Annotated in this window: 18 protein-coding genes and 1 pseudogene; 8 read left to right on the top strand and 11 right to left on the bottom strand. The window is 68.2% G+C overall.

The annotated features are described in order from the left end of the window. Positions 1-98: 98 nt before the first annotated feature. From QAD21_RS23365 to QAD21_RS23325, 9 genes are all read right to left on the bottom strand, one after another. Positions 99-1385, bottom strand: coding sequence for an MFS transporter (locus QAD21_RS23365; protein WP_065631137.1), 1287 nt, complete (start codon positions 1383-1385; stop codon positions 99-101). Positions 1386-1443: 58 nt separating this feature from the next. Next, the gene (locus QAD21_RS23360) at positions 1444-1917 is read right to left on the bottom strand and encodes a MarR family transcriptional regulator (RefSeq protein ID WP_058252932.1); all 474 of its coding nucleotides are present in this window, start codon (positions 1915-1917) and stop codon (positions 1444-1446) included. A 90-nt stretch (positions 1918-2007) separates the two neighbouring features. Beyond that, on the bottom strand, positions 2008-2637 hold the full coding sequence (locus QAD21_RS23355; protein WP_065631113.1) for a TetR/AcrR family transcriptional regulator: 630 nt from the start codon (positions 2635-2637) through the stop codon (positions 2008-2010). Positions 2638-2767: 130 nt separating this feature from the next. Next, a complete protein-coding gene (locus QAD21_RS23350) occupies positions 2768-4297 on the bottom strand; it encodes a long-chain fatty acid--CoA ligase (RefSeq protein ID WP_280360311.1) in 1530 nt (509 codons plus the stop codon). Positions 4298-4304: 7 nt separating this feature from the next. Beyond that, positions 4305-5432, bottom strand: a complete 1128-nt coding sequence (locus QAD21_RS23345) for a DUF5938 domain-containing protein (RefSeq protein WP_280360310.1) — start codon at positions 5430-5432, stop codon at positions 4305-4307. Between the two features lie 79 nt (positions 5433-5511). Then, the gene (locus tag QAD21_RS23340) at positions 5512-6315 is read right to left on the bottom strand and encodes an SDR family NAD(P)-dependent oxidoreductase (protein WP_205333794.1); all 804 of its coding nucleotides are present in this window, start codon (positions 6313-6315) and stop codon (positions 5512-5514) included. 260 nt (positions 6316-6575) lie between these two features. Next, positions 6576-8669, bottom strand: coding sequence for a PhoX family phosphatase (locus tag QAD21_RS23335; RefSeq protein WP_280360309.1), 2094 nt, complete (start codon positions 8667-8669; stop codon positions 6576-6578). Positions 8670-8962: 293 nt separating this feature from the next. After that, positions 8963-11005, bottom strand: coding sequence for a TPM domain-containing protein (locus QAD21_RS23330; RefSeq protein WP_280360308.1), 2043 nt, complete (start codon positions 11003-11005; stop codon positions 8963-8965). A 93-nt stretch (positions 11006-11098) separates the two neighbouring features. Then, entirely contained in the window at positions 11099-11890 is a 792-nt protein-coding gene (locus tag QAD21_RS23325) for an LLM class F420-dependent oxidoreductase (protein ID WP_280360307.1), read from the bottom strand. Between the two features lie 94 nt (positions 11891-11984). Here QAD21_RS23325 and QAD21_RS23320 point away from each other — a divergent pair, with 94 nt between their 5' ends. From QAD21_RS23320 to QAD21_RS23310, 3 genes are all read left to right on the top strand, one after another. Beyond that, a complete protein-coding gene (locus QAD21_RS23320; protein WP_280360306.1) occupies positions 11985-13148 on the top strand; it encodes an aminotransferase class I/II-fold pyridoxal phosphate-dependent enzyme in 1164 nt (387 codons plus the stop codon). An 84-nt stretch (positions 13149-13232) separates the two neighbouring features. Then, a complete protein-coding gene (locus QAD21_RS23315) occupies positions 13233-13880 on the top strand; it encodes a class I SAM-dependent methyltransferase (protein ID WP_226511951.1) in 648 nt (215 codons plus the stop codon). Positions 13881-13992: 112 nt separating this feature from the next. Continuing rightward, entirely contained in the window at positions 13993-15318 is a 1326-nt protein-coding gene (locus tag QAD21_RS23310; RefSeq protein WP_280360305.1) for an alpha/beta hydrolase, read from the top strand. Positions 15319-15355: 37 nt separating this feature from the next. On the opposite strand, the gene QAD21_RS23305 is transcribed toward QAD21_RS23310, so the two are convergent. Both QAD21_RS23305 and ilvD read right to left on the bottom strand, forming a co-directional pair. Next, the gene (locus QAD21_RS23305; RefSeq protein WP_065631106.1) at positions 15356-15622 is read right to left on the bottom strand and encodes a LapA family protein; all 267 of its coding nucleotides are present in this window, start codon (positions 15620-15622) and stop codon (positions 15356-15358) included. Positions 15623-15752: 130 nt separating this feature from the next. After that, a complete protein-coding gene (gene ilvD / locus QAD21_RS23300; protein WP_065631105.1) occupies positions 15753-17468 on the bottom strand; it encodes a dihydroxy-acid dehydratase in 1716 nt (571 codons plus the stop codon). Between the two features lie 174 nt (positions 17469-17642). Between ilvD and QAD21_RS23295 the strand changes: the two are divergent. From QAD21_RS23295 to QAD21_RS23275, 5 genes and pseudogenes are all read left to right on the top strand, one after another. Continuing rightward, positions 17643-18482, top strand: a pseudogene (locus tag QAD21_RS23295) (alpha/beta hydrolase). 245 nt (positions 18483-18727) lie between these two features. After that, the gene (locus tag QAD21_RS23290) at positions 18728-19420 is read left to right on the top strand and encodes a GntR family transcriptional regulator (RefSeq protein ID WP_137810947.1); all 693 of its coding nucleotides are present in this window, start codon (positions 18728-18730) and stop codon (positions 19418-19420) included. Beyond that, entirely contained in the window at positions 19417-19644 is a 228-nt protein-coding gene (locus tag QAD21_RS23285) for a ferredoxin family protein (protein WP_010843879.1), read from the top strand. Before QAD21_RS23290 ends, QAD21_RS23285 begins: the two co-directional genes overlap by 4 nt. Positions 19645-19727: 83 nt before the next feature. Continuing rightward, complete coding sequence (locus QAD21_RS23280) at positions 19728-21167, top strand: ABC transporter substrate-binding protein (protein ID WP_137810944.1); 1440 nt, start codon at positions 19728-19730, stop codon at positions 21165-21167. Continuing rightward, complete coding sequence (locus QAD21_RS23275; RefSeq protein ID WP_065631102.1) at positions 21164-22021, top strand: ABC transporter permease; 858 nt, start codon at positions 21164-21166, stop codon at positions 22019-22021. Before QAD21_RS23280 ends, QAD21_RS23275 begins: the two co-directional genes overlap by 4 nt. Positions 22022-22037 lie beyond the last annotated feature (16 nt).

Here is a 22037-nt window from a genome sequence, read left to right as displayed (position 1 = left end):
GAGCGGAGGCGTCGCGCTCGTCGCACCTCGGGGAGCGGGAGGGGGCCGTGCTCCTTGCGCCTGTGCTCAAGGAGCGTGAAGCTGCGTGCGCGGGAGCCTCAGAACTCCTCGGCCCCGATGAGGGCGGCATCGTCGGCGACCTTGTGGTCGTGGGCGACCTTGGCCAACGACACCGCGCCGAGGGCGACGACGCAGTATCCGGTGGCGAACCACCACGGTGTCGCCTCCGAGCCGGTCCACTTCGCGAGGTAGGCGACGAGCACGGCCGCGATCGCGGCGCCCATCCAGCGGAGGAAGCTGAACCCGGCACTCGAGACCGAGCGCGGGGTGTCGCCGCCGACGGCCGACATCGCGACGTCGGTGAAGAGGGTGTTGAGCACGCCCGAGGGGAAGCCGGAGAGGATGACGGCCAGGCCGATCAGCCAGATCTGTCCGGTGAACGTGCCGATCCCGGCCAGCACCATGACCAGTCCGTATGTCGAGATGGCAACCATGACACCGGCCTTCTCACCGACGACCCGAGCGAGCAGCGGCGCGACGAAGACTCCGGCGACCGCGGTGAGTAGACCCCAGCCGAAGAAGACGAGTCCGGCGTAGATGGGTCGCAGGCCCATCGCGATCGGCGCCCAGGCGATCACGGTGAAGAGGGCGCCCGTGTAGAAGGCGGAACCGACGGACGTGACGAACAGGGTGCGGTTGCGCAGGACCTTGATCGGGTCGACGATCCGGACCCGCACTCGTTCGGACCGGGGGCCGTCGGCGGGAAGCATGAACGCGCACAGGATGGCTCCGGCCAGCATCAGCAGGGCGGTACCGGCAAACGGTGCGCGCCAGGTCCATTCACCGAGCGTCGCACCCAGGAGCGGTCCGACGGCCAGCCCGATGCCCAGGGCGGCCTCGTACATCATGATGGCGCTGTTGCGGTTGCCCACCGCCGATTGGACGATGAAAGCCAGTGCGGTGGCGAGGAACAGTGCGTTGCCGAGACCCCAGATCACCCGGTAGGCGATGAGCTGGTCGATGTTGTCGGCGAAGGCCGAGACGCCGGCTGCGACGACGATGAGTCCCAGCCCGACGGTGAGTGTGCGTCGCGGCCCGAAACGGTATGCGACCCAACCGGTCAGCAGCATCGCGACGCACTGGACGCCGACGTAGACACCGAACAGGAGCGTGAGCTTCTCCGGTGGGGCGTTCAGCGCTTCGGCGATGCTGTGCAGGATCGGGTCGACGAGGCCGATGCCCATGAAGGCGATGACGGCGGCGAAGGCGGTGATCCACACCGCGCGCGGTTGGGCACGCAGGGAGGCGAGCATCGACGGTTCGGTTGCGGTGGTGTCGCGCGCAACCGCGGCGATGTCGCCCGGGGTGTGTTCGGTGACGGTCATTGATTCCTCTGCCAGATCAGGCGGACGGCCGGCGGTGTCCGAACCGCGACCGGGCCGCTCACGCACTCGCCGGGCGGGCGGGGTGCGATACCGGGTGATTGTCGAGCTGGTCGCGCAGGGCCTGCAGGGCCGGCCCGGCCGCGGCGATGGCTTCGCGCTGCTGATCGTCGAGTGCGGCGAGCGCACCGGTCAGGATGACGTCACGCTCCTCGCGGATCTGTCGCACGAGGGTGCGCCCGTGGTCGGTGAGGCCGACGAGCACGGCTCGGCGGTCGTCTGGATCAGGTCTGCGTTCGACCAGGTCGTGCTTGGTGAGTCCGTCGATCACCGACGTCGCTGTCGGCATGCGGATGGATTCGCGGGTGGCGAATTCACCCATCCGCATCGGCCCGTGATCGGCGAGGACGCTCAGGGCGGAGGTCTGCGCCGCGGTCAGCTCGACCGACGGTGCGCGACGACGAAGGGCCAGGTAGAGCCTGGTGATCGTCGGCCGCAGGGTCTGGGCGAGCTGGGCGGGGTCGGAAGCGGACACGTTTAGAGAGTCTAATACTTAGGAATTCGAAGTATTAGGGCGGGAGCCTGTGACGCTGCGCACGAATGTGCGACTCCACTCGTCAGACGGTCAGTGGTGCCCCACGACTCCGAAGAAGGCGATCAGGTCCTGGCGTGCAGTCGCGACGCCGTCGGGCCGGCCGTCGATCTCGCTGAGCAGTCCGCGCTGGAAGATGCCGTCGAGCGCGATGTAGGCGACCGCCGGTGTCACCGCGGGCTGCGTCCCCGACAACTCGCAGAATCTCTCCACCACGCGCCAGATCATCTCTTCGCGCCGGTGCTCGATCTCGATCACGTCCGCGCGGAAGGAGTCGTCGAACATGCTCTGGTTGCGCAGGTCGTACCAGAGCCGATGAATGGCTGCCTCGGAGTGCATGCCTTCGAAGAAGGTGTCGGCGAACTCGTCGCGCAACTGGTCCGCGGTCGCCGCGTGGGCCACGACCTCGTCGTAGCGGGTGACGCAGACGGCCTCGTACTGCCGGACCGCGTGGGCGATGAGGTCGAGCTTGTCGGTGAAGTAGTAGTGCAAGACCCCGTGCGAGTACTCGGAGTTCTGCGCGATCTCGCGCAGGCTCGTCCGCGCGTACCCCAGTTCGGCCAGCGTCGTCAGAGTCGCCATGGCCAGCTCGTCGCGCTTGGCCTGGAACTTGTCTCGTGCGCGGGCCTCGATGCGGGCCTGTCGGTCGACGACCTGTGTCATCTCGCCGTCCTTGCCGGGGGATTCCCTTGCTCGGGGAGTGATGGAGTTCGAGACCCGAGTGTACCCACCCGGCCGAGTTCGACGCTTGTCGGCGCCGGCCGGGCGGGCACCGGGTGAGGCCTCGATCCGGTCAGCTGAATGCGCCCCGGACCTCGGTCTTCAGGATCTTGCCGACCTTGGACCGTGGCAGCTCGGTCCAGATCTCGATCTCCTTCGGCGCCTTGACGCTGCCGATCCGTTCCTTGACGAAGGCGATGAGCTCCTCGGTGTCGGCGTCGTACCCCGCACGCAGTTCGACGGCGGCCGTCACTCGTTCGCCCCATTTGGGATCGGGCAGCCCGATGACGGCCGAGTCCTTCACCGCCGGATGGGCCAGCAACGCCTGTTCCACCTCGGCCGAGTACACGTTGAACCCGCCGGTGATGATCATGTCCTTGGCGCGGTCGACGACGAAGAGATAGCCGTCGTCGTCGAGGTAGCCGATGTCGCCGGTGTGATGCCAGCCGTGCGCGCTCACTTCGGCTGTGGCCGTGGGGTTCTCGTGATAACCGTCCATCACGAGCGGTCCCCGCACGACGATCTCCCCGCGCTCGCTGTGACTCAGCAGCGACCCGTCCTCGGCCATGATCGCGACCGTGGTCAGCGGTGTCGGCCGACCGGCCGATCCGAACCGCTCGGTGGCCATCGACCCGTCGTCGTGGAAGTGCTCGGCGGGCGCGAGGGTGGCGATCATGTTCGGCGCCTCCGTCTGCCCGAACAACTGGCCGAGCACCGGTCCGATACGCGTCAGTGCTTCTTCCAGCCGCGTGGGCGACATCGGCGCCGCGCCGTACCACAGACATCGCAGCGAGCTCAGATCCCGACTGTCGAGGTCGGGATGGTCGAGCACCCCGTAGATCACCGTCGGCGGGAGGAAGGCGTGAGTGATGCGATGCCGCTCGATCAGCGCCAGGAACTCCCCGATGTCAGGTGCCGCCATGATCACGACCTCACCGCCGAGGCTGAGGATGGGGAATGTCAGCACCCCCGCCGAGTGGGTCAGCGGGGCGAGCGCCAGATACCGGGGGCGCTCACCGAACGGGTAGCTCATCAACGCCAGTGCCGTCGAGGTCATCATGTTGTCCTCGGTGAGCCGCACCCCCTTCGGTCGGCCGGTCGTCCCGCCGGTACCGGCGAGCATGCACAGGCCGCCAACTGGTCGTCGGCGTTCGTCCGGCTCGGCCCGATGTTCGTCGAGCCAGGCGTCGAACGGCGTCGCCCAGTCGACGTCGCCGTCCAGACAGATCAACCGGTCCAGTTGCGGGAGCTGATCTTTGATCTTCTCGACCAGGCCGGCGAACTTCGCCTGGAAGAACAGCAGCCGGCACCCGAAGAGATCGAACAGCTGTCGGTTCTCCTCGGCCTCGTTGCGCGGATTGACCGGGCACCACACGGCACCCGCACGCGAGATGCCGAAGACGCACGTCAAGGCCAGCGGATCGTTGGCCGACAGGACGGCGACTCGGTCGCCGGCCTCGATCCCGTTGTGCTGCAACGCGCCCGCGATGGCGGTCGACCGATCCTGGACCTCGCCGTAGGTCGAGGTGACCCCGCCGGCGGTGAGGCACGGCGCGTCGCGCCCCAGCGAGGCGCCCTTGTCGAGGTACTCCGAGAGTCGCATGTCGTCCTCAGCGGTGCACGGTGACGATCGGGTCCAGGACCAGACCGAAAGCGCGAAGTGTGCCGAGCAATTCGCGATGGCCGAACGCCTGGCAGCTCGAGACGAAGCCGACACGGCGGGGGCGGGCCTGGAGGAGTTCGTTCGCGGCGTGCGCGTTGAGCAGGGCGGTCTGCTTGTAGTTGGAGTTGCCGTGAATCACGCAGTGCGCGCGGCCGAGCGGACCGGAGGCGTACACCGAGTCCAGCGAGGTGTTCAGGCGCGGGTTCTCACGCGGGGGCATCTCGCTGCGGATGGCGGCCGACTGCTCGTCGATGATCCGGTACTTCTCCTCCTCGGACTTGCCCTCCATCTGTTCGAGCGCGGCGGCCACCAGAACCGGAACGCCCTGCATCAGTGGCCGATTGAAGACGCCGCCGAGTGCCTTGGCGGTGGCCACGCGCGGGTCGTTCTTGAACCACACCGGGTGTGACGTACCGCCCCAGGGCAGAGCGAGACCGAGGTCGTGCTGACCGGGCACGCTGACCGTGTACAGACCCGCGTCCGCCGGCCATTCGACGTACTCGTTCTCCTCGAGGTAGTACGCCTTCGCGAATGCGGCATTGGTGAGGATCGTGTTGGTCGACGCGACGGTCGGGTGGCCCTTCCAGAACACCTGGATGTCGAGGGTGTCCAGTCCGGGGTTCTCCAGGCAGATGTTCGCGGCGATCTCGCCGATCGAGTACATCTGCGCCAGGCCCGGCGTCAAGACCAGTTCGCGAGAGGCGAATTCGGCTCCGTACTGCGCCTCGGCATCGATCATCCAGTTCTGTTCACCGTTGGTGTCGGTGTAGTGGGCCCCGATCTCCAGGCACGCCTGGACGACCTCGTGACCGTAGCGGGCGAACGGCCCGACCGTGTTCAGTACGATGTCGGCGCCGCGGAAGGCCTCGGTCAGCGCCTCGACCGTGTGCTCGACCTCGACGATGTCGTACGCGACCGTGTCGATGCCCGGCACCGCCTCGACGGCGCTCTTCAGCCGGGCGTGGTCGCGGCCCGCGGCCAGGAACGGAATGTTGTACTCGCGCAGGTACTCACAGATCAGTCGGCCGGTGTATCCGGACGCTCCGTAGACGACGACGCGTTTGTCAGTGGGCATGGTGGGACTCCTCGTGTCTGGTTCGGGTGTTCGATGCGGGTGTTCGGGAAAAGCGTTGAGGCGGTGGACGTCGGCGGGATCACATTCCCATGCCGCCGTCGACCGGGAGGCCCGCGCCGGTGATGAACTTCGCGGCGTCGGAGACGAGGAAGACCACGGCGTCGGCCATATCGTCGACCTGTCCGAGTCGGCCCAGGGGTGTCAGCTCCGCGACCGCCTGGGCAGCCGCCTCCGGGGATTCGAACAGCCCCAGGGCCGCGGTCTCGACGGCGAGCTTGTTGCCCATCGCGGTCGGGGTGAGTGCGGGATAGATCGAGTTGACGCGCACTCCGTAGCCGAGCTTGCCGGATTCGGCGGCCGCCACCCGGGTGAGGCGGTCGATACCCGACTTCGTCGCGGAGTAGACGCTGATGCCGGGGAAAGCGATTGTCGCAGCGACGGATGCGATGTTCACGACGGCTCCGCCCCTGCCTGCGATGCCGCCGGGACGCATCGCGCGGAACGCGTGCTTGATGCCGAGGGCAGTACCGAGCACGTTGACGTCCAGCATCTTCGACGCCTCGCCGGCGTCGAGATCGACCAGGAGGTTCGTCACCTCGATGCCGGCGTTGTTCACGACGATGTCGAGCCCGCCCAGCGACTCGACGGTCGACGCCACGGCCGACTCCCAGGCTGCGTCGTCGGTCACGTCGAGCGCGACGAACTCGGCCTTCGCGCCTTGTGCCCGAAGCGTTTCGACCGTCTGCCGACCGCCGTCGGAGTTCACGTCGCCGATCGCGACGGACGCGCCCGCTGCGGCGAGCGCCTCGGCCATCCCGGCACCGAGACCCTGTGCGCCACCGGTGACCAGTGCCGTCCGCCCGGTCAGGTCATAACTCGTCATCGTTCCACCTCCGTGAGACCGCCTCGACCGAGGCGGAGAAGCAAGACACAGTCGAGACGACATGTGCTGCACGCCACACTAGGCCTGGGTCTTGACAGTCGTCAAGAAAAACCTTGACGACTGTCACGATCGGGGTGCGGGCCACGAAAGATCCAGGTCAACGGCTCGGTGCCGCTGGACAGTCCTGGTGGGAGATGCGAACACCCCCGAGCCGGGCGGCAGTGGCCAGGACTCGAGGGTGCTCGGATAACGAGGTGTGGTCAGACGCCGATCTCGCCTCCGTTGTCCCGCCACACGGCGACGACGGAGGGCCGGGGCTGCGACTGTCCGCCGTCGGGCCAGTGCGACGCCGGGTTGTCCGCGGAGTGGTCGTCGAGTTCGCCGGGATGCTGAACCGCGATCAAGACACGATTGGTGTCGATGATCGGGCCGCAGGTCTCGCCACCCTTGGGCACGGTCAGGAACTGCTTGGTCTCCCCGCGTCGATCGCCGTCCAGGGCGACCGCGAACAACCCGTCGTTGCTGTCGAGTGCGTTGCCGTCCGTGGAGATCCACAGATTGCCATGGGGATCGAACGCGACGTTGTCGGGGCAGGAGATCGGACTGACCTTGGTCTTGTCGAACCCGCCGTAGTAGGTGTCGGCAGCAGCCGGGTCGCCGCACACCAGCAGGAGTTCCCAGGTGAACTCGGTGCCGGTGTGGTCGTCGGTCATCTCCAGGACCTGACCGTTCTTGTTCTCGTTGCGGGGGTTCACCGCATCGGCAGGCGCTTCTCCATCGGTGCCGCGATCATCGTTGTTCGTCAGCGCGCAGTAGACCTTGCCGGACTTCGGATTCGGTTCGATGTCCTCGGGCCGGTCCATCTTGGTCGCGCCGACGGTGTCGGCGGCCTGCCGGGTGAACACCGCGACCTCGGCGGGGGACATGCCGGGGATGTACGAGCGTGCCGAACCGTCGGCATTGACCGTCAGCAGCGGCTTCCAGGACCCCTTCCCGGCGAATTTTCCTGAGGCGGGCGGGGTTCCGGTGCCGTCCACCGGGTCGGGGGAGTCCCCGGTGAAGGTGGCGACGTAGAGCGTGCCTTCGTCGAGGATGCCCATGTTGTGGTCGCGGGCCGTCTTCGACAGGCCGGACTTCATCTTGCGGCTGGAGACGAACTTGTAGATGTACTCGAACCTCTCGTCGTCACCGCTGTAGGCGACGACGGTGTCCTTGTCCGGCCCGCTCCCGACCACGTAGATGTTCGCCGATTCGTGCTTGAACCGGCCCATCGAACTGTGCTTCACCGGAACAGAATTCGGGTCGTGCGGATCCACCTCGACGATGTAACCGAAGCGATTCCCCTCGTTCGGCTCGACCGCCAGGTCGAAGCGCTTGTCGAACCGTCCCCAGTAGTGCTCGTCGCCGTCGTCCTCGAAGGAGTAGCGCTCGAGCCGCTCCTTGGCCTTGGCGTCGGTGACGGCGCTCGGGTTCGCGAAGTAGTTGTTGAAGTTCTCCTCCCCGGAGAGCATCGTGCCCCACGGGGTGAGACCTCCGGAACAGTTGGCGAAGGTGCCCAGGACAGTGGTGCCCGCCGGGTCCGCGGCCGTCTTGACGAACTCGCTGCCCGCGGCCGGGCCGGTGAGGCGGAACGGGCTCGAGGCAGTCAGACGTCGGTTCCGAGGGCCCACAACGGTTTTGAGAGCTCCGCTGCCGGATTGCGCGGCGACCTCGACGACCGCGATGCCGACCGACGCCATGGCGATGCGGGCCTGCTGCTCGGTGGGTTCGCCTTCCTTGTAGCCGGCGAACATGAAGGGCTCGGTCGGATACTCCAGGTTGGCGACCAGGTAGTGGTGATCGGCGACGCCGTCGACCGGGATCAGGCCGGCGAAGTCGTTGTTGAAGCCGAACTGCCCGGCCTGCGCCTCGGGCGTCTGATTGGCGAAGTCGAACTCGGGAGCGCCGGGCAGGATCGGGTCGCCCCACCTAATCACCACCTCCTGGCGGTACCCGTCCGGGATCACCACGGCGTCCTCGGTGTTCGGCGCGACGGCGGCGAAGTTCATGCCCGGCATCGCATCTCCGGATGCCGCACCGCTCGACGACGAGGCCGACCCTGACGACCCGGAATCACCGCACGCCGCGAGGAGCGAGGTCGCACCGACGGCCACCGCTGCACCGGCCGAGGTCTTGAGAACGCTTCGACGCGAGACCGCGGTGCGCACGACGTCCCGGAAGTAGTTGTTGTCGCTGGTGTTCCCGGGATCGTGGCGGCACGCGTCGCCGCACTTATAGCGGCAGGTCACGTTGGCGCGGGACGAACGTCCGGCATCCTCACCGGTGGACATGAACAGCTGCAACGGAATACGCACACGGGCTCCTCTGAAAACATGGTCGCGCCACGGGGCCGGCGCACGACGAGGAGCACGTTAGGAGGATGAAACGAACCGATGGCTACCCGAGCGTTAACGGCAGCCCAACACCCCTGTTGGTTCCACGTGGAACATCACGCGGCCGTGTCGATCCGGCCCGCTCGCTGCGCTCCCGGCGCCGTGCTGATTCGGCCCGCTCGTTGCGCTCCCGGCGCCGTGCTGATTCGGCCCGCTCGCTGCGCTCCCGGCGCCGTGCTGATTCGGCCCGCTCGCTGCGCTTCCGGCGCCGGGGCCTAGAACCGCCCGCCGGTTCCGATCCGGCCCGAGGACCCGGAGCCGCCGAAGGAACCGGGGCTGCGTCCGCCGCTTCCGAAACCGCCCCCGCCGAAACCCCCGCCGAAACCGCCGCCACCGAAGCCGCCCCCGCGTCCCGCGACGGTGCCGCGTAGAAAGCTGTCGACGAGGATTCCGCCGAGGACCGCACCGGCGGTGGACGAGCCGCCCGGATGTCGCTGTTGCGACTGCCAGTCGACGACGTCGGTCTGAGCGGCCATGAGCGCCTGGTCGGCCAGGGAACCGGCGCGACGTGCGGTCGCGGTCGCCACCGGTGCATCGGTGGCAGCGGCGTCCGTCGCGGACTGCAGAAGCCGCTGCGCTTCCGCCAGTCGGGTCCGTGCCGTGGACTGCACGGCCCCCCGCCGGGTGCCGATGAAGTCGGCGGCCGCTGTCACCTTGGCCTCCGCCGATTCGAGTGCCGCGGTGAGGACCTGTGCTCGACGGATGCGTTCGGCAGCGGCGTCCCGGGCCGCGGCGAGTGCGTCGTCGAGATCGGCATCGGCGTCGACGAGCGCCGTGAAGGTACCCAGCGGATCGGCGTCGAAGTTGCTGCGGGCATTCGCGACCGCGGCGCTCGCGACCTCGATCGCAGTCACCAGCGAGGTCCCGCCGGTCTGTGCCAGGGCGTTGGCCTCGGCCAGTTCGTCGTCCACCTCGGCGATGAGCGTCGGCATTCGCGAGCGGGCGACGGCGATGTTCGCATCTGCGTGATCGATGGCGTCGAGCAGCGTGGTCGCCTGCTCGATCGATCCCTCGGCCGACCTGATCGCAGCGACGGCCGGTCCCTGCTGACCCACCGGTGCGGCGATGGCGGCGCGCCCCTGATCCGCGGTCGCCTCGGCGAAGTCGATCTGGGCTCGGGCAAGATCGACGTTGTCGAGGATGGAGGTCAACGTGGCCTCGCCGTGCTTGCCGATGAGCTCGGTCAGCTGCTGCGTCGCCGTCTCCAGACGGGCGCGTAGACCGATGAGTTGCTGGGTGATGGCGTCGAATCGCGAGTCCGCATTGATGAGGAGGTTGCGCATCGCGTCGAAGTTCTCGACGTGGTCGTCCAGCGTGCTGTCGATCTCGGTGCAGGTGGTGATGATCTGGACGAGCATCGAGCGTCGTTCGTCGTCGGTCTCGGGAACGTTGTCATCGAGACGCTGGCGCAGCCCGAACGCCCGTCCGAGCGCCTGTTCGGCGTGCCGCACGGTGTCGGTGAACGGAGCCGTCTCGGCCTCACCGAACTCGCCGACCGCCAAGTCCAGCTCCTCCTTGCTGGTACGGATGGCGTTGTCGAGGTCGGTGAGCACCTCACGCGACCACGGGTCGAGCACCTCGACGGGTTGCGCGGCCAACTGGTCGACGGTCAGTTCCTGCTCGCGCAGGGTCTCGACGCTGTCGTCGATACGACGCTGCCTGCGGCGTCGGGAGTAGAGGTACGCGCCGCCGCCGCCGAGGACGGCCACGCCGCCGACGACGCCGGCTGCGATCAGGCCGGTGTGGTTCGGATCGAGTGCGCCGGACAGCCCGTTGACCGCCGCCAGGCCCGCACCTGCCCAGTTCGCCTCACGCAACTGCGGGACGACGTCGTCGTTGGCCACTTCTTCGAGAGTCGATTGATCGAGACCGCCCACACTGTCCGGTGCGAAGAACCGATACGCCCGGTCCTCGGTGGCGACGGCGAGCAGGGCGTCATGGTCACCCAGCTCGCTGGCGGCAGCGGTCCGATCCGCCCATTCCTCGCTGGTCAGACCGTCGAAATCGCGGACGTACACGATCCACATCTGGACCGCGTGGGCGTTGTAGAGCGAATCGATGGCCGTCTCGAGTTCGGTGCGCTGCGCCGGGGAGATCGCGTCGGCGGAGTCGACGACGTAGTTCGGCAGCCGGGTGGGCGGCTCCGCCGACGCCGCGCCGGGAGACGCCAGGGCCATGAGGACGCCCAGCAGTCCCGTCAGCGCGACCGCCGAAGCCGCGCGTGTCAGCAGTTCCCGAAGTGCCGGCACTCGATGCATGATCACAAACCTAGCCGTGCGGGCGTGCGGTGTCGTCGACGCCTTCGGGGGAGTGTCGGCACCCGGGCGCGGATGCGCCCGGGTGCTACGCGGTCAGTTCCGCGAGTCGCGCCACCGGCACAGCGCCTCGAGTGCGGTGAGGTCGTAGTTGGGGCCGGTCACACCGACGGTCAGCAGCGTGACGCCCTCGTCGGCGAGTGCATCCGCATCGCGCAGCAGCGCGTCGGTGTCCCCGTCGAACTGCACGCCCGACGACCGCTCGATGGTCTCGGGATCTCGACCCACGGCGGCGCAGTGCTCGGCGAGCACCTTGGACTTGTGCCGGTACTGCTCGACGTCGTTGAAGCCGTGCCAGACGTCGCCGTGCTCGGCGATGTAGCGCAGCGTCTTCTTCTCGCCGCTGCCGCCGATGAGGATCGGGATGTCGCGGGTGGGAACCGGATTCAGCTTGGCCAGCCGCGACTTGATCCGCGGGAGGGCGGCACCGAAATCGTTCAACCGGGAACCGACGGTGCCGAAGTCGTAGCCGTACTCGTCGTAGTCCTTCTGGAACCAGCCGGCTCCGACACCCAGGATCAGGCGGCCGCCGCTGATGTGGTCGACCGTGCGGGCCATGTCGGCGAGCAACTCCGGATTGCGGTAGGAGTTGCAGGTCACCAGCGCGCCGATCTCCACGCGCGACGTCTGCTCGGCCCAGGCGCCGAGCATCGTCCAGCACTCGAAGTGCTCGCCCTCGGGGGCGCCGTAGAGCGGATAGAAGTGATCCCAGTTGAACGCGATGTCGACGCCCGTGTCCTCGGCGCGGCGGACCGCGTCACGGATCAGCGAGTACTCGGGTGCGTGCTGGGGCTGGATCTGGACACCGATGCGAATGGGGAAGGCCATGCCGACCAGTCTGCCCGCTGACGGCGGAATCGTCGACGGACGTGGTGGCAGCGCACTGGTGGTGCCGCGTCGACATCGGCGGTACGAAGTAGCGGTGAGCATCAGACCGGTCGCGCCGCCGCTCGACGAACTACGTCGTCGTACGAGCGCGAAGTGGAGCACGCACCCCGACGACGTACTACCGCTGTTCATCGCGGAGATGGACTATCCGCTCGCACCGGTGGTCGCCGACGCCATCGTCGACCGGGTACGTGCGTCCGACATCGGTTACGCGGCGACCTCGGGTTCGGCAGGGGAGGCCTTCGCCGGGTTCGCAGACCGTCGGTGGGGGTGGCGGGTGGATCCGGCTGACGTCAGCTCGACGACCGACGTGAGCGTCGTCATCGTCGAGAGTCTGCGCGTCGCGATCAGTCCCGGCGACGGCGTCGTCCTGATGCCGCCGGTCTATCCGCCGTTCTTCGAACTCGTCCCCGAGGCCGGCGGTCGTGTGCTCGAGGTGCCCCTCCTCGAGGAACGCGGGTCGTCGTCGACTGCCTGGCGGATGGATCTGGCGGGCATCGAACGCGCCCTCGCCGCCGGCGCCCGGGCGGTCCTACTGTGCCACCCGCACAATCCGCTCGGCCTCGTCCACGACGCCACCGACCTCGCGCGATTGGCCGACTTGGCCGCGGCACATGGCGCGACCGTCGTCAGTGACGAGATCCATGCGCCCCTGGTCCACCCCGGCGTGGAGTTCGTTCCGTTCCTCGCGGTGAGCGACACGGCGCGTGACGTCGGCGTGGCCGCACATTCGGCGAGCAAAGCCTTCAATCTCGCCGGTGCCAAGTGCGCGCTCACGGTAGTCGCGTCGGATCGGGGCCGGGCTCTGATCACGCGGCAACCCGACGAGGTGCGCTATCGCACGAGCATTCTGGGCCGCGCTGCGACCGAAGCGGCATTGGTGCACGGTGACGAGTGGCTCGACGCCACCCTCGAGGTCATCGGCGAAAGCTTCGATCTCCTCGAACAGCTTCTCGCGCAGCATCTCCCGTCGGTCCGGTACACGCGGCCGGAGGCGTCGTATCTCGCGTGGCTCGACTTCCGCGAGACCGGGCTGGGCGACGACCCCGGGCTCGTCATTCTCGAACGGGGGCGCGTTGCATTGCATTACGGACCGGCCTTCGGTGGACCGGGGGCGGGGTTCGCCCGTCTCAACGTCGCGTGCTCGGCCGACGTGCTCACCGAGGCCATCCGGCGGATCGCGGGCGTGGTGCACTGACCCGGGGTCTCCCTCCACCATCACTTCTTGCCGGATCGGCAACCGTCCTTGCCGCTCACGACGGTGCGTGCCACAGTCGAAGGCATGACCACCGAGAACAGCCATCGCCCCGAGGCCGCGACCGAGTCCCGGGGGAGCAACGATCCGGGAACCGCCGAAGGGTGGGACGAGCGGTACCGCAGCGCGGACCGTCTGTGGACCTCCGACGTCAACCCCGCGCTCGTCGCCGAGGTGTCGGACATCGAACCGGGCACCGCGCTCGACGTCGGGTCGGGTGAGGGTGCCGACGCCCGATGGCTCGCCGATCGCGGATGGCAGGTCACGGCCCTCGACATCTCGCAGGTCGCGGTGGATCGGGCCCGTGAGATCGACCCGCGGCCGTCGATCACGTGGTTGCGTGCAGACGTGATCGCCGATGACGTCCCGGCGGCCGGCGTCGACCTCGTGACGCTGCACTACTTTCCGATCCCGAAGGAGGGTTTGGACGCCGCGCGGCGGCTGGTCGAAGCCGTCGGCCCCGGCGGGTCCCTGCTCGTCGTGGCACACGCCCCCGAGGGTGTGCGTGCACATGGCTTCGACCCTGATGCCTACGTCCAACCCGCTGATTTCGCGGGACTGCTCGGCGACGGTTGGGAAATCGTCACCGACGAGACGCGGGCACGTGGACGGGCCGCAGGAGGAGGTCACCACACCCACGACGTGGTGTTCCGGGCGCGGAGACTGGCCGCCTGAGATCCCCTTGCGTTTTGTCCCGGTAGCCGGGACAAAACGCAATCGGATCTGCGTTGCCCGGCGATTGTGATCGGACGGTCCGCAATTGAGTGCACATCTGTACACTCGGGGCATGACCGCCACGACCACGCGTGAGTCCGAGCTGCGGGCCCTCACCGATCTCGGGCTGTACGAGGCCGGCGCTGCGACGCGCGGCGTCGGAGCGATGCACCGCGTCATCGCCGGGGGCGTCTTCCGGATGCTCCGGCCTGTCCTGGGGAGTTCCGTCGACACCGCGCGGATGGTGCATGACGCCGTCAGCGAGGGGACGTACAACTCGATCACCGCTGCCCTCGACGCCGGCCGGTCGGCTGCGGACCATGTGCCCTGGTCGGAGGGCCGCGCGCCCTCGCACACCCCTCGAGGCGCGGTGCTCCTCGGCATCCTCAACGGTCTCATCGGCGATGAACTGGACACCGCGGACTCGCCCCTCACGGCCGACATGTCGATCCGCGTCGACGGCCGGCCGGTCTCCCTCGACGTCGAGTCGCTCCGCGATGGCTTCCCCGACGCGGGTGGACACGTCGTCGTGTTCCTGCACGGCCTGATGGAGTCGGAGTTCGCGTGGTCGCTCAGACCGAAGCAGACTGGGCCCGCTCGCTCCGCTCCCGGCGCCCGCCGAACTGGGCCCGCTCGCTCCGCTCCCGGCGCCCGGCAACCGACCTACGGCGAGCGGCTGACCCACGACATCGGCGCCACCGAGGTCCAGGTCCGTTACAACACCGGTCGCCACATCAGCGAGAACGGCCGCGCCCTCGCCGACCTTCTCGACGCACTCGTCCTGCTCTGGCCGACGCCGGTGACACGACTGACCCTCATCGGGCATTCGATGGGTGGGTTGGTTGTCCGAAGTGCTTGCCACGCAGCCGATCAGCGCGGCGACTACTGGACGGGCCTGGTGTCGGAGACGGTGTGCCTCGGCACGCCGCACCTCGGGGCTCCACTCGCTCGCGGTGTCCACCTGGCCACGAATGCGCTGAACCGGACGCCGGTCACCCGCCCGATCGGCTCATTGTTGCGTCGTCGGAGTGCCGGGGTGCGAGACCTGTTCCACGGCAGCCTGACCGATGACGACTGGATAGGTCACGACCCGGACGCGTGGTCACAGCCGCCCGGCGCCGACGTGCCGCTGCTGGCGGGCGCTCGCCATCTCTTCGTCACCGCGACGATCACCCGCGACCCCGACCACCCGGTCGGGCGTCTGCTGGGTGACGGCCTGGTGCTCGCGCCGAGTGGGCGCGGGCAGCACACGCGGCAGCGTCGCGGGCTGAAGTTCCAGGAGGGGTTCCACATCGGCAACGCGCACCATTTCACCCTGCTGAACAGCGACGCGATCTACGACTGGCTGCTCGGTCACCTCACCCCGCGAAAGGCCTTGCCGTCCGGTCGGTCGTCGTGAGGGGGCTCGCGGATTCGTCGGCGCGGCGGCGTTCGGTTCAGTGCGGACGGCGCTGCCGGTAGCGACCGCGCGCGGCGAGTACGCCGACGACCCAGCCGACGAGAAAGACCACGGCCAGGATGAACCACAGCGGGGACTCGACACTCACCCAGAACAGGTCGATGCGCACCGTGGTCCGGTTCTGCACGATGAAGACCACCGCGAGAACGGTCAGTCCGAGTGCAATCCATTGCGGCAGAGACACCTTCGACAGCGCGGACGATTTCCCAGTGGTGGGTTTCGGGGTGCCACGGTCTTTGGCCATGCCAGAGACTGTAGGCGCATTCGACGGCGGTCACCGGAGATCCCGTTGCGATTTGTCCCGCAATCCGGGACAAACCGCAACCTGACGCCGGCACCGGGGTTCAAGGGGTCCAGCGGGACCGGTACCGCGCTCAGCGGCAGACCGCCCCTTGCGACGCCGAGGTGACGAGCTTGGAGTACTTCGCCAGCACGCCGCGCGTGTACCGCGGGGGCAGGGGAGTGAACTCCTGTGCGCGCGAAGCGAGTTCGTCGTCGTCGACGAGGAGGTCGAGGAGACCGCGGCCGACGTCGAGCCGAATCCGGTCGCCGTCGCGGACCAGAGCGATCGGTCCGCCGTCGACGGCCTCCGGCGCGATGTGACCCACGCACAGACCGGTGGTGCCGCCGGAGAACCGGCCGTCGGTCATCAACAGCACGTCCTTGCCGAGACCCGCGCCCTTGATGGCGCCGGTGATCGCGAGCATCTCCCGCATGCCCGGTCCGCCCTTCGGGCCTTCGTACCGGATGACGACGACGTCCCCGGCGGTGATCGTGCCGTCTTCGAGTGCGTCCATCGCGGCGCGTTCGCGGTCGAAAACCCGTGCCGTTCCCTCGAAGACGTCGGAGTCGAAGCCGGCGGACTTCACCACCGCGCCCTCTGGTGCGAGCGATCCCTTGAGGATCGTGATGCCGCCGGTGGGATGGATGGGGGACTTCGTGGCCCGCAGAACCTGGCCGTCCGGGTCCGGCGGCGCGATGTGCGCCAGGTTCTCGGCGACCGTCGATCCGGTCACCGTCAGGCAGTCGCCGTGCAGGAGGCCCGCGTCGAGGAGTGCCTTCATCACCACCGGCACACCGCCGATGCGATCGACGTCGGTCATCACGTGCCGGCCGAACGGCTTGACGTCGGCGAGGTGCGGAACCCGGCTGCCGACGCTGATGAAGTCGTCGAGCGACAGTTCGACCTCGGCCTCGTTGGCGATGGCGAGGAGGTGGAGCACGGCATTGGTCGAGCCGCCGAACGCCATCACCACGGCGATCGCGTTCTCGAAGGCCTCGCGGGTCATGATGTCGCGCGCGGTGATACCGCGGCGCAGCATCTCGACGACGGCGACCCCGCTCTGGCGGGCGAACTGGTCGCGGCGCTTGTCCGGGGCCGGGGGCGCGGCACTGCCCGGGATCGACATCCCGAGTGCCTCGGCCGCGCTGGCCATCGTGTTGGCGGTGTACATGCCGCCGCACGCACCCTCACCCGGGCAGATCGCGCGCTCGATGGTGTCGACGTCCTCCCGGCTCATCAGTCCCCGCGAGCACGCGCCGACCGCCTCGAAGGCGTCGATGATGGTCACCTGACGCTCTTTGCCGTCGGACAGCGTCGCGTATCCGGGCAGCGTCGACCCGGCGTAGAGGAACACCGACGCGAGGTCGAGCCGGGCCGCGGCCATCAGCATGCCGGGCAGGGACTTGTCACAACCGGCCAGCAGGACCGAACCGTCCAACCGCTCGGCGCTCATGACGGTTTCGACGCTGTCGGCGATCACCTCACGGGACACCAGCGAGAAGTGCATGCCCTCGTGACCCATCGAGATGCCGTCGGAGACCGAGATGGTGCCGAACTCGAGCGGATACCCGCCGCCCTCGTGCACACCTTCTTTGACCGCCTTGGCCAGCCGGTCGAGCGACAGGTTGCAGGGCGTGATCTCGTTCCACGACGACCCGACGCCGATCTGCGGTTTCACCCAGTCGTCGTCGCCCATGCCCACCGCGCGGAGCATGCCGCGGGCCGCGGTCTTCTCCAAGCCGTCCGTGACGTCGCGACTACGCGGTTTGATGTCGATCTCGGCGTCCGGTTCGGTTCGCTTGGTCATGAGGGCAAGAGTAGTGGTCATCGCCGGCGAGTGGTCGGAACACCCGATGCCCGTCGACGGCGTCACCAGATCGTGCGCGGACAGCACAGAACCGTGCGCTCGTGACCAGATCGGTGCCCGCCGGAGTGGTTAAGGTCCAGCTCGACCCCGTTCTCCCCTGGAAAGGCCGTCGGTATGAACCCCAGAATCGCGCTCCGGAAACTGGCCGGACGGGCAGTACTCGTCTCGACGCTGATGGCCGCGGCCGTCGGCCTGTCGGTGGTCCCCGCCCACGCCCAGCCGTCGGCCCCGACCGTCGTCCTGGTGCACGGGGCGTTCGCGGATTCGTCGGGCTGGCGCGACGTCGCGCAGGATCTGCGCAGCAGGGGACTGGCGGTCCAGACCTTCGACAATCCGCTCCGGTCCCCGGCCTACGACTCCGAGTAGCTCGAGAAGAAGCTGGCGACGATCGACGGACCGATCGTCCTCGTCGGTCACTCCTACGGCGGCTTCGTCATCACCAACACCCAGGACCCCGACGTCCGTGCCAACGTCTACATCGCCGCCTTCGCGCCGACCACGGGCGAGTTCGTCCAGGGGCTGCTGAACCCGATCACCTATCCCGGTAGCCGGCTCCTTCCGCCGGCCCTGCAGCTGACGGTGGTCGAGAACGACCCGACCGGCGTGGCCGGACGCAACGTCGACGGTTACATCGCGCGCCCGTACTTCCGGGAGATCTTCGCGCAGGACGTGTCGCCCGCGGTCGCCGCCGACATGTTCGCCCACCAGAAATCCGCCGCGCTCCGCGCCAACCTGGAACCGTCCGGACCGCCGTCGTGGGCACGGGTGCCCAGCTGGTACCTCGTCTCGCAGCAGGATCGGGTGATCCCACCGGCGCTGCAGCGATTCCTGGCCGGACGAGCCGCACCCGGGCGCACCGCGGAGGTCAACGCCTCGCACGCCTCACTGGTCTCTCGCCCCGATGCGGTCTCGCGGACGGTGCTGCGAGCGGTCGACGCGACGCAACCGCGCTGACCCGGGGGGCCGACACCGCATTGTGAGCGCGGTGATTCTAATCGGACCGAGGCGCACGAGGGTGGCGCAATGACCTGCGGCCGAGCACGGGCCGCAGGTCACGGCGTACCGCCGGTGGCGCATTCGCCCCGGGTCGCGACCAGCGCCGCGCACAGGCATTCCGGGGCCGGCGCGATCACGTTATCGTGCCATCCATGCAGCTCAGGACCACAGCAGCCGGACGGCTCCGGGCGGACAACGCCCGTATGGTCGCCGACGTGCTCCGGCGACAGATCCACGACGGCGACCTCGCCGAGTCGCTCGACGAACGCACCCTCATCGCCGACTTCAACGTCTCCCGCAACACCATCCGCGATGCACTCGCGATCCTCACCGAGGAACGACTGATCGAGCGAGCGCCACGGATCGGCACCCACGTGGTGGCTCGCAAACTCGATCATGGGCTCGATGCCCTGCAGGGACTGAAAGAGACATTCCGCTTGCACGGCGAGGTGCGCAACACGGTCAAGATCGCCACCCTCGTCGATGCCCCCCGCGCCGTCGCGAGACGGCTGCAACTCGCCGACGCGCAGGCCGTCTACATCGAACGGCTGCGTTACCTCGACGACGAGCCGATCAGCCTGGACATCACGTATCTCGTACCGGACCTCGGCATCCCGCTGCTCGAGCACGACCTCGAGAACAACGACGTGTTCACGCTTCTCGAGCAGATCGCCGGCGGACCCCTCGGACACGCGACGATGACGGTGGAGGCCGTCGACGCCGACCCGCATTCGGCGGCGCATCTCGAGATCGGTTCGGGTACCTCGCTGCTGCTGCTCGAACGACTGACCCATCTCGCGCACGAGAGCCGCCCCGTCGATCTCGAGTACATCCGGATGCGCAGTGACCGAGTCTGTCTGCGGAGCACCGCCCGACGCGAGGCGGCCGGCTCATGAGTCAGGTCAACAACCGGGTCGACGTGCCGGTCACCATCGACGAATCGCTGTGCATCGAGGGCTGCACCCTCTGCGTCGAGGTCTGTCCTCTCGACTCGCTGGCGATCAACCCGGAATCGGGCAAGGCCTTCATGCATGTCGACGAGTGTTGGTACTGCGGGCCGTGCGCGGTCCGATGCCCGACGGGTGCGGTCACCGTCAACATGCCCTATCTGCTCCGCTGAAATCTCCTGCCCCACAACGCCGGTACTGCAACGCAACCGGCGGCGATCACCCATGCCCATGGTCCCAGCCCAAAGGACGTCCGATGAGAACACGTCTCCGATCCCGACAACTGGCGGCGATCACCGTCACGCTCGCCGTCGCCCTCGGCAGTGCCGCCTGCTCGCTGGAGGACACCGGTGACACCGACGCCATCCGGGTCGTCGTCGGTTATCAGTCGAAGACGATCAACACGGTGACCGCCGGGACCCTGCTACGCGCGGAAGGTCAGTTCGAGAAGCGGCTCGCCGAGGTCACCGAGCGGACCGGCCAGGAGTACACGGTCGAGTGGCAGGACTTCGACACCGGCGCGCCGATCACGACCGGGATGATCGCGGGCAAGATCGACATCGGGTCGATGGGTGACTATCCGTTGCTGATCAACGGATCCCGTGCCGGTGCCGAGGAGAAGACCCGCACCGAGATGCTGTCGGTCACGGGATCCAGCCCGCGGGGTTCGCTGAACATGGTTGTGGTCCCGCAGAATTCACCGGCCACGACGATCGCCGATCTACGCGGGAAGTCAATCTCGGCCAGCGTCGGATCGGCCGGTCACGGGACGCTCGTGCAGGCCCTCGACCGCGTTGGGATCGACCCCACCACCGGGGTGCAGGTGCAGAACCAACAGCCGCAGGTGGGCGCGTCGGCGCTCGAGTCGGGCAAGGCGGATGCCCTGGCCCAGTTCGTGGCCTGGCCCGGACTCCTGGTCTTCCAGGACAAGGCTCGGTTGCTCTATGACGGAGCCCAGCTCGGGGTTCCGACCCTGCACGGCGTCGTCGCGAGATCTGCCTACGCGCAGGAGAACCCGGACGTGGTCCAGGCCTTCCTGCGCGCGCAGCTCGATTCGACCGAGTCCCTGACCCGCGACCCGCTCGCCGCCGCCGAACTCGTCGCGGAGAACAGCGGTCTCCCGGCCGAGGTCGTCTACCTCTACAACGGCCCGGGCGGAACGGACTTCAATCCGGCCATCAAGTCGGGCCTCGTCGAGGCGCTGCGCAACGACGTCCCCTACCTGAAGTCCATCGGCAGCTTCCCCCACGAGATCGACCTGGACACCTTCGTCGATCCGGGGCCGCTGCAGGAGACCTTCGCCGCGGCCGGCGTCGACTACTCGGAAGCCCTGAGCCGCAGCGGCAATGCTTCCGTCACTCGTGGTGACGACCCGGTCTGCGGGGTCGCGGTCGACCCGGCGACCGCCGGTGAGATCTGGTTGCGCGGACAGGAGCGGACCCAGCCCGCCGCTGATCCGACCTGCTTGCTGCGCGGGGTCGCACAGGCTCGACGACAAGGGCAGGAAGTCCGGGCCGCCTACATCTCGGACCCGCAGCTCGGGACCCGCTGGTTCGCCGACAAGGCGGTGTGGCTGCGGGAGGGTGACCGGTACGTCGCGTTCACCACGACCGACAGCGCGCGACAGTACCGCGCGACGCATCCCGGTGCCGTCGACGTGACGTACGAGCAGGCACTTGCCGGAGTCGTGTCATGACCACCGCGACGATCGGATCGGTCGCCGTCGACGACACGGCCACCGATTCGGTGCCGGCCCGGACCCCGGACGGGTCGAACCGATACTGGCACTGGGGAGTCCGGATACTGGTCCTGGTGGTGGCCGGTGTCGTCTGGCAGCTGCTGACCACGCACGATGTGGTTCTGTGGGCCAGGTTCGACACCATTCCCTCGCTCACCGACGTCGGCCATGCGTTCTGGGCAGCTCTCGGCACCGAGCAGTACTACCTGGATCTCGGCCAGTCGCTGATCCGGATCGGTACGGGATTCGCGCTGGCGGTCTGCGTCGGCATCCCGGTGGGAATCGCCCTCGGCCGCTCCGGGACAGCGCGACTCACGGTCGGCACCCTCACCGAGGTGCTCCGTCCGATCCCGGCGATCGCCCTGGTACCGGTCGCGATCCTGGTGTTGCCGACCGACGAGGCCGGCATGGTCTTCATCACCTTCGCCGCGGCGTTCTTCCCCATCCTCGTTGCGACTCGCCATGCCGTCCGGGCGCTGCCCACGATCTGGGAGGACTCGGTGCGGACGATGGGCGGCACCCGTCGAGACGTCGTCCTCCGGGTGATCCTGCCCGGCATCGCGCCGGGTGTGTTCAGCGGGCTGTCGGTCGGGGTCGGCGTCGCCTGGATCTGCCTCATCTCCGCCGAGATGATCTCCGGCCGGCTCGGGGTCGGATACCGGACGTGGCAGGCGTACACGGTGGTCGACTACCCGCAGGTGTTCGTCGGCATGCTGACCATCGGCGTGCTCGGCGCACTGACGTCGGGGCTGATCGAGGTGATCGGTCGGCGGGTCACCCGCTGGCTGCCGCGAGGGCAGGAGCAACGATGACCCCGACGACGGCAGG

It is taken from the genome of Gordonia sp. SMJS1 (assembly GCF_029866425.1).
GTDB classification, from domain to species: domain Bacteria; phylum Actinomycetota; class Actinomycetes; order Mycobacteriales; family Mycobacteriaceae; genus Gordonia; species Gordonia hongkongensis.
This window is presented reverse-complemented; position numbering and strand designations above follow the sequence as displayed.

Coding starts and splice junctions, on each gene's coding strand:
- QAD21_RS23365 (WP_065631137.1), bottom strand. CDS start 1,385: ATGACCGTCACCGAACACACCCCGGGCGACATCGCCGCGGTTGCGCGC.
- QAD21_RS23355 (WP_065631113.1), bottom strand. CDS start 2,637: ATGACACAGGTCGTCGACCGACAGGCCCGCATCGAGGCCCGCGCACGA.
- QAD21_RS23350 (WP_280360311.1), bottom strand. CDS start 4,297: ATGCGACTCTCGGAGTACCTCGACAAGGGCGCCTCGCTGGGGCGCGAC.
- QAD21_RS23345 (WP_280360310.1), bottom strand. CDS start 5,432: ATGCCCACTGACAAACGCGTCGTCGTCTACGGAGCGTCCGGATACACC.
- QAD21_RS23340 (WP_205333794.1), bottom strand. CDS start 6,315: ATGACGAGTTATGACCTGACCGGGCGGACGGCACTGGTCACCGGTGGC.
- QAD21_RS23330 (WP_280360308.1), bottom strand. CDS start 11,005: ATGCATCGAGTGCCGGCACTTCGGGAACTGCTGACACGCGCGGCTTCG.
- QAD21_RS23325 (WP_280360307.1), bottom strand. CDS start 11,890: ATGGCCTTCCCCATTCGCATCGGTGTCCAGATCCAGCCCCAGCACGCA.
- QAD21_RS23315 (WP_226511951.1), top strand. CDS start 13,233: ATGACCACCGAGAACAGCCATCGCCCCGAGGCCGCGACCGAGTCCCGG.
- QAD21_RS23310 (WP_280360305.1), top strand. CDS start 13,993: ATGACCGCCACGACCACGCGTGAGTCCGAGCTGCGGGCCCTCACCGAT.
- QAD21_RS23305 (WP_065631106.1), bottom strand. CDS start 15,622: ATGGCCAAAGACCGTGGCACCCCGAAACCCACCACTGGGAAATCGTCC.
- ilvD (WP_065631105.1), bottom strand. CDS start 17,468: ATGACCAAGCGAACCGAACCGGACGCCGAGATCGACATCAAACCGCGT.
- QAD21_RS23290 (WP_137810947.1), top strand. CDS start 18,728: ATGGTCGCCGACGTGCTCCGGCGACAGATCCACGACGGCGACCTCGCC.
- QAD21_RS23285 (WP_010843879.1), top strand. CDS start 19,417: ATGAGTCAGGTCAACAACCGGGTCGACGTGCCGGTCACCATCGACGAA.
- QAD21_RS23280 (WP_137810944.1), top strand. CDS start 19,728: ATGAGAACACGTCTCCGATCCCGACAACTGGCGGCGATCACCGTCACG.
- QAD21_RS23275 (WP_065631102.1), top strand. CDS start 21,164: ATGACCACCGCGACGATCGGATCGGTCGCCGTCGACGACACGGCCACC.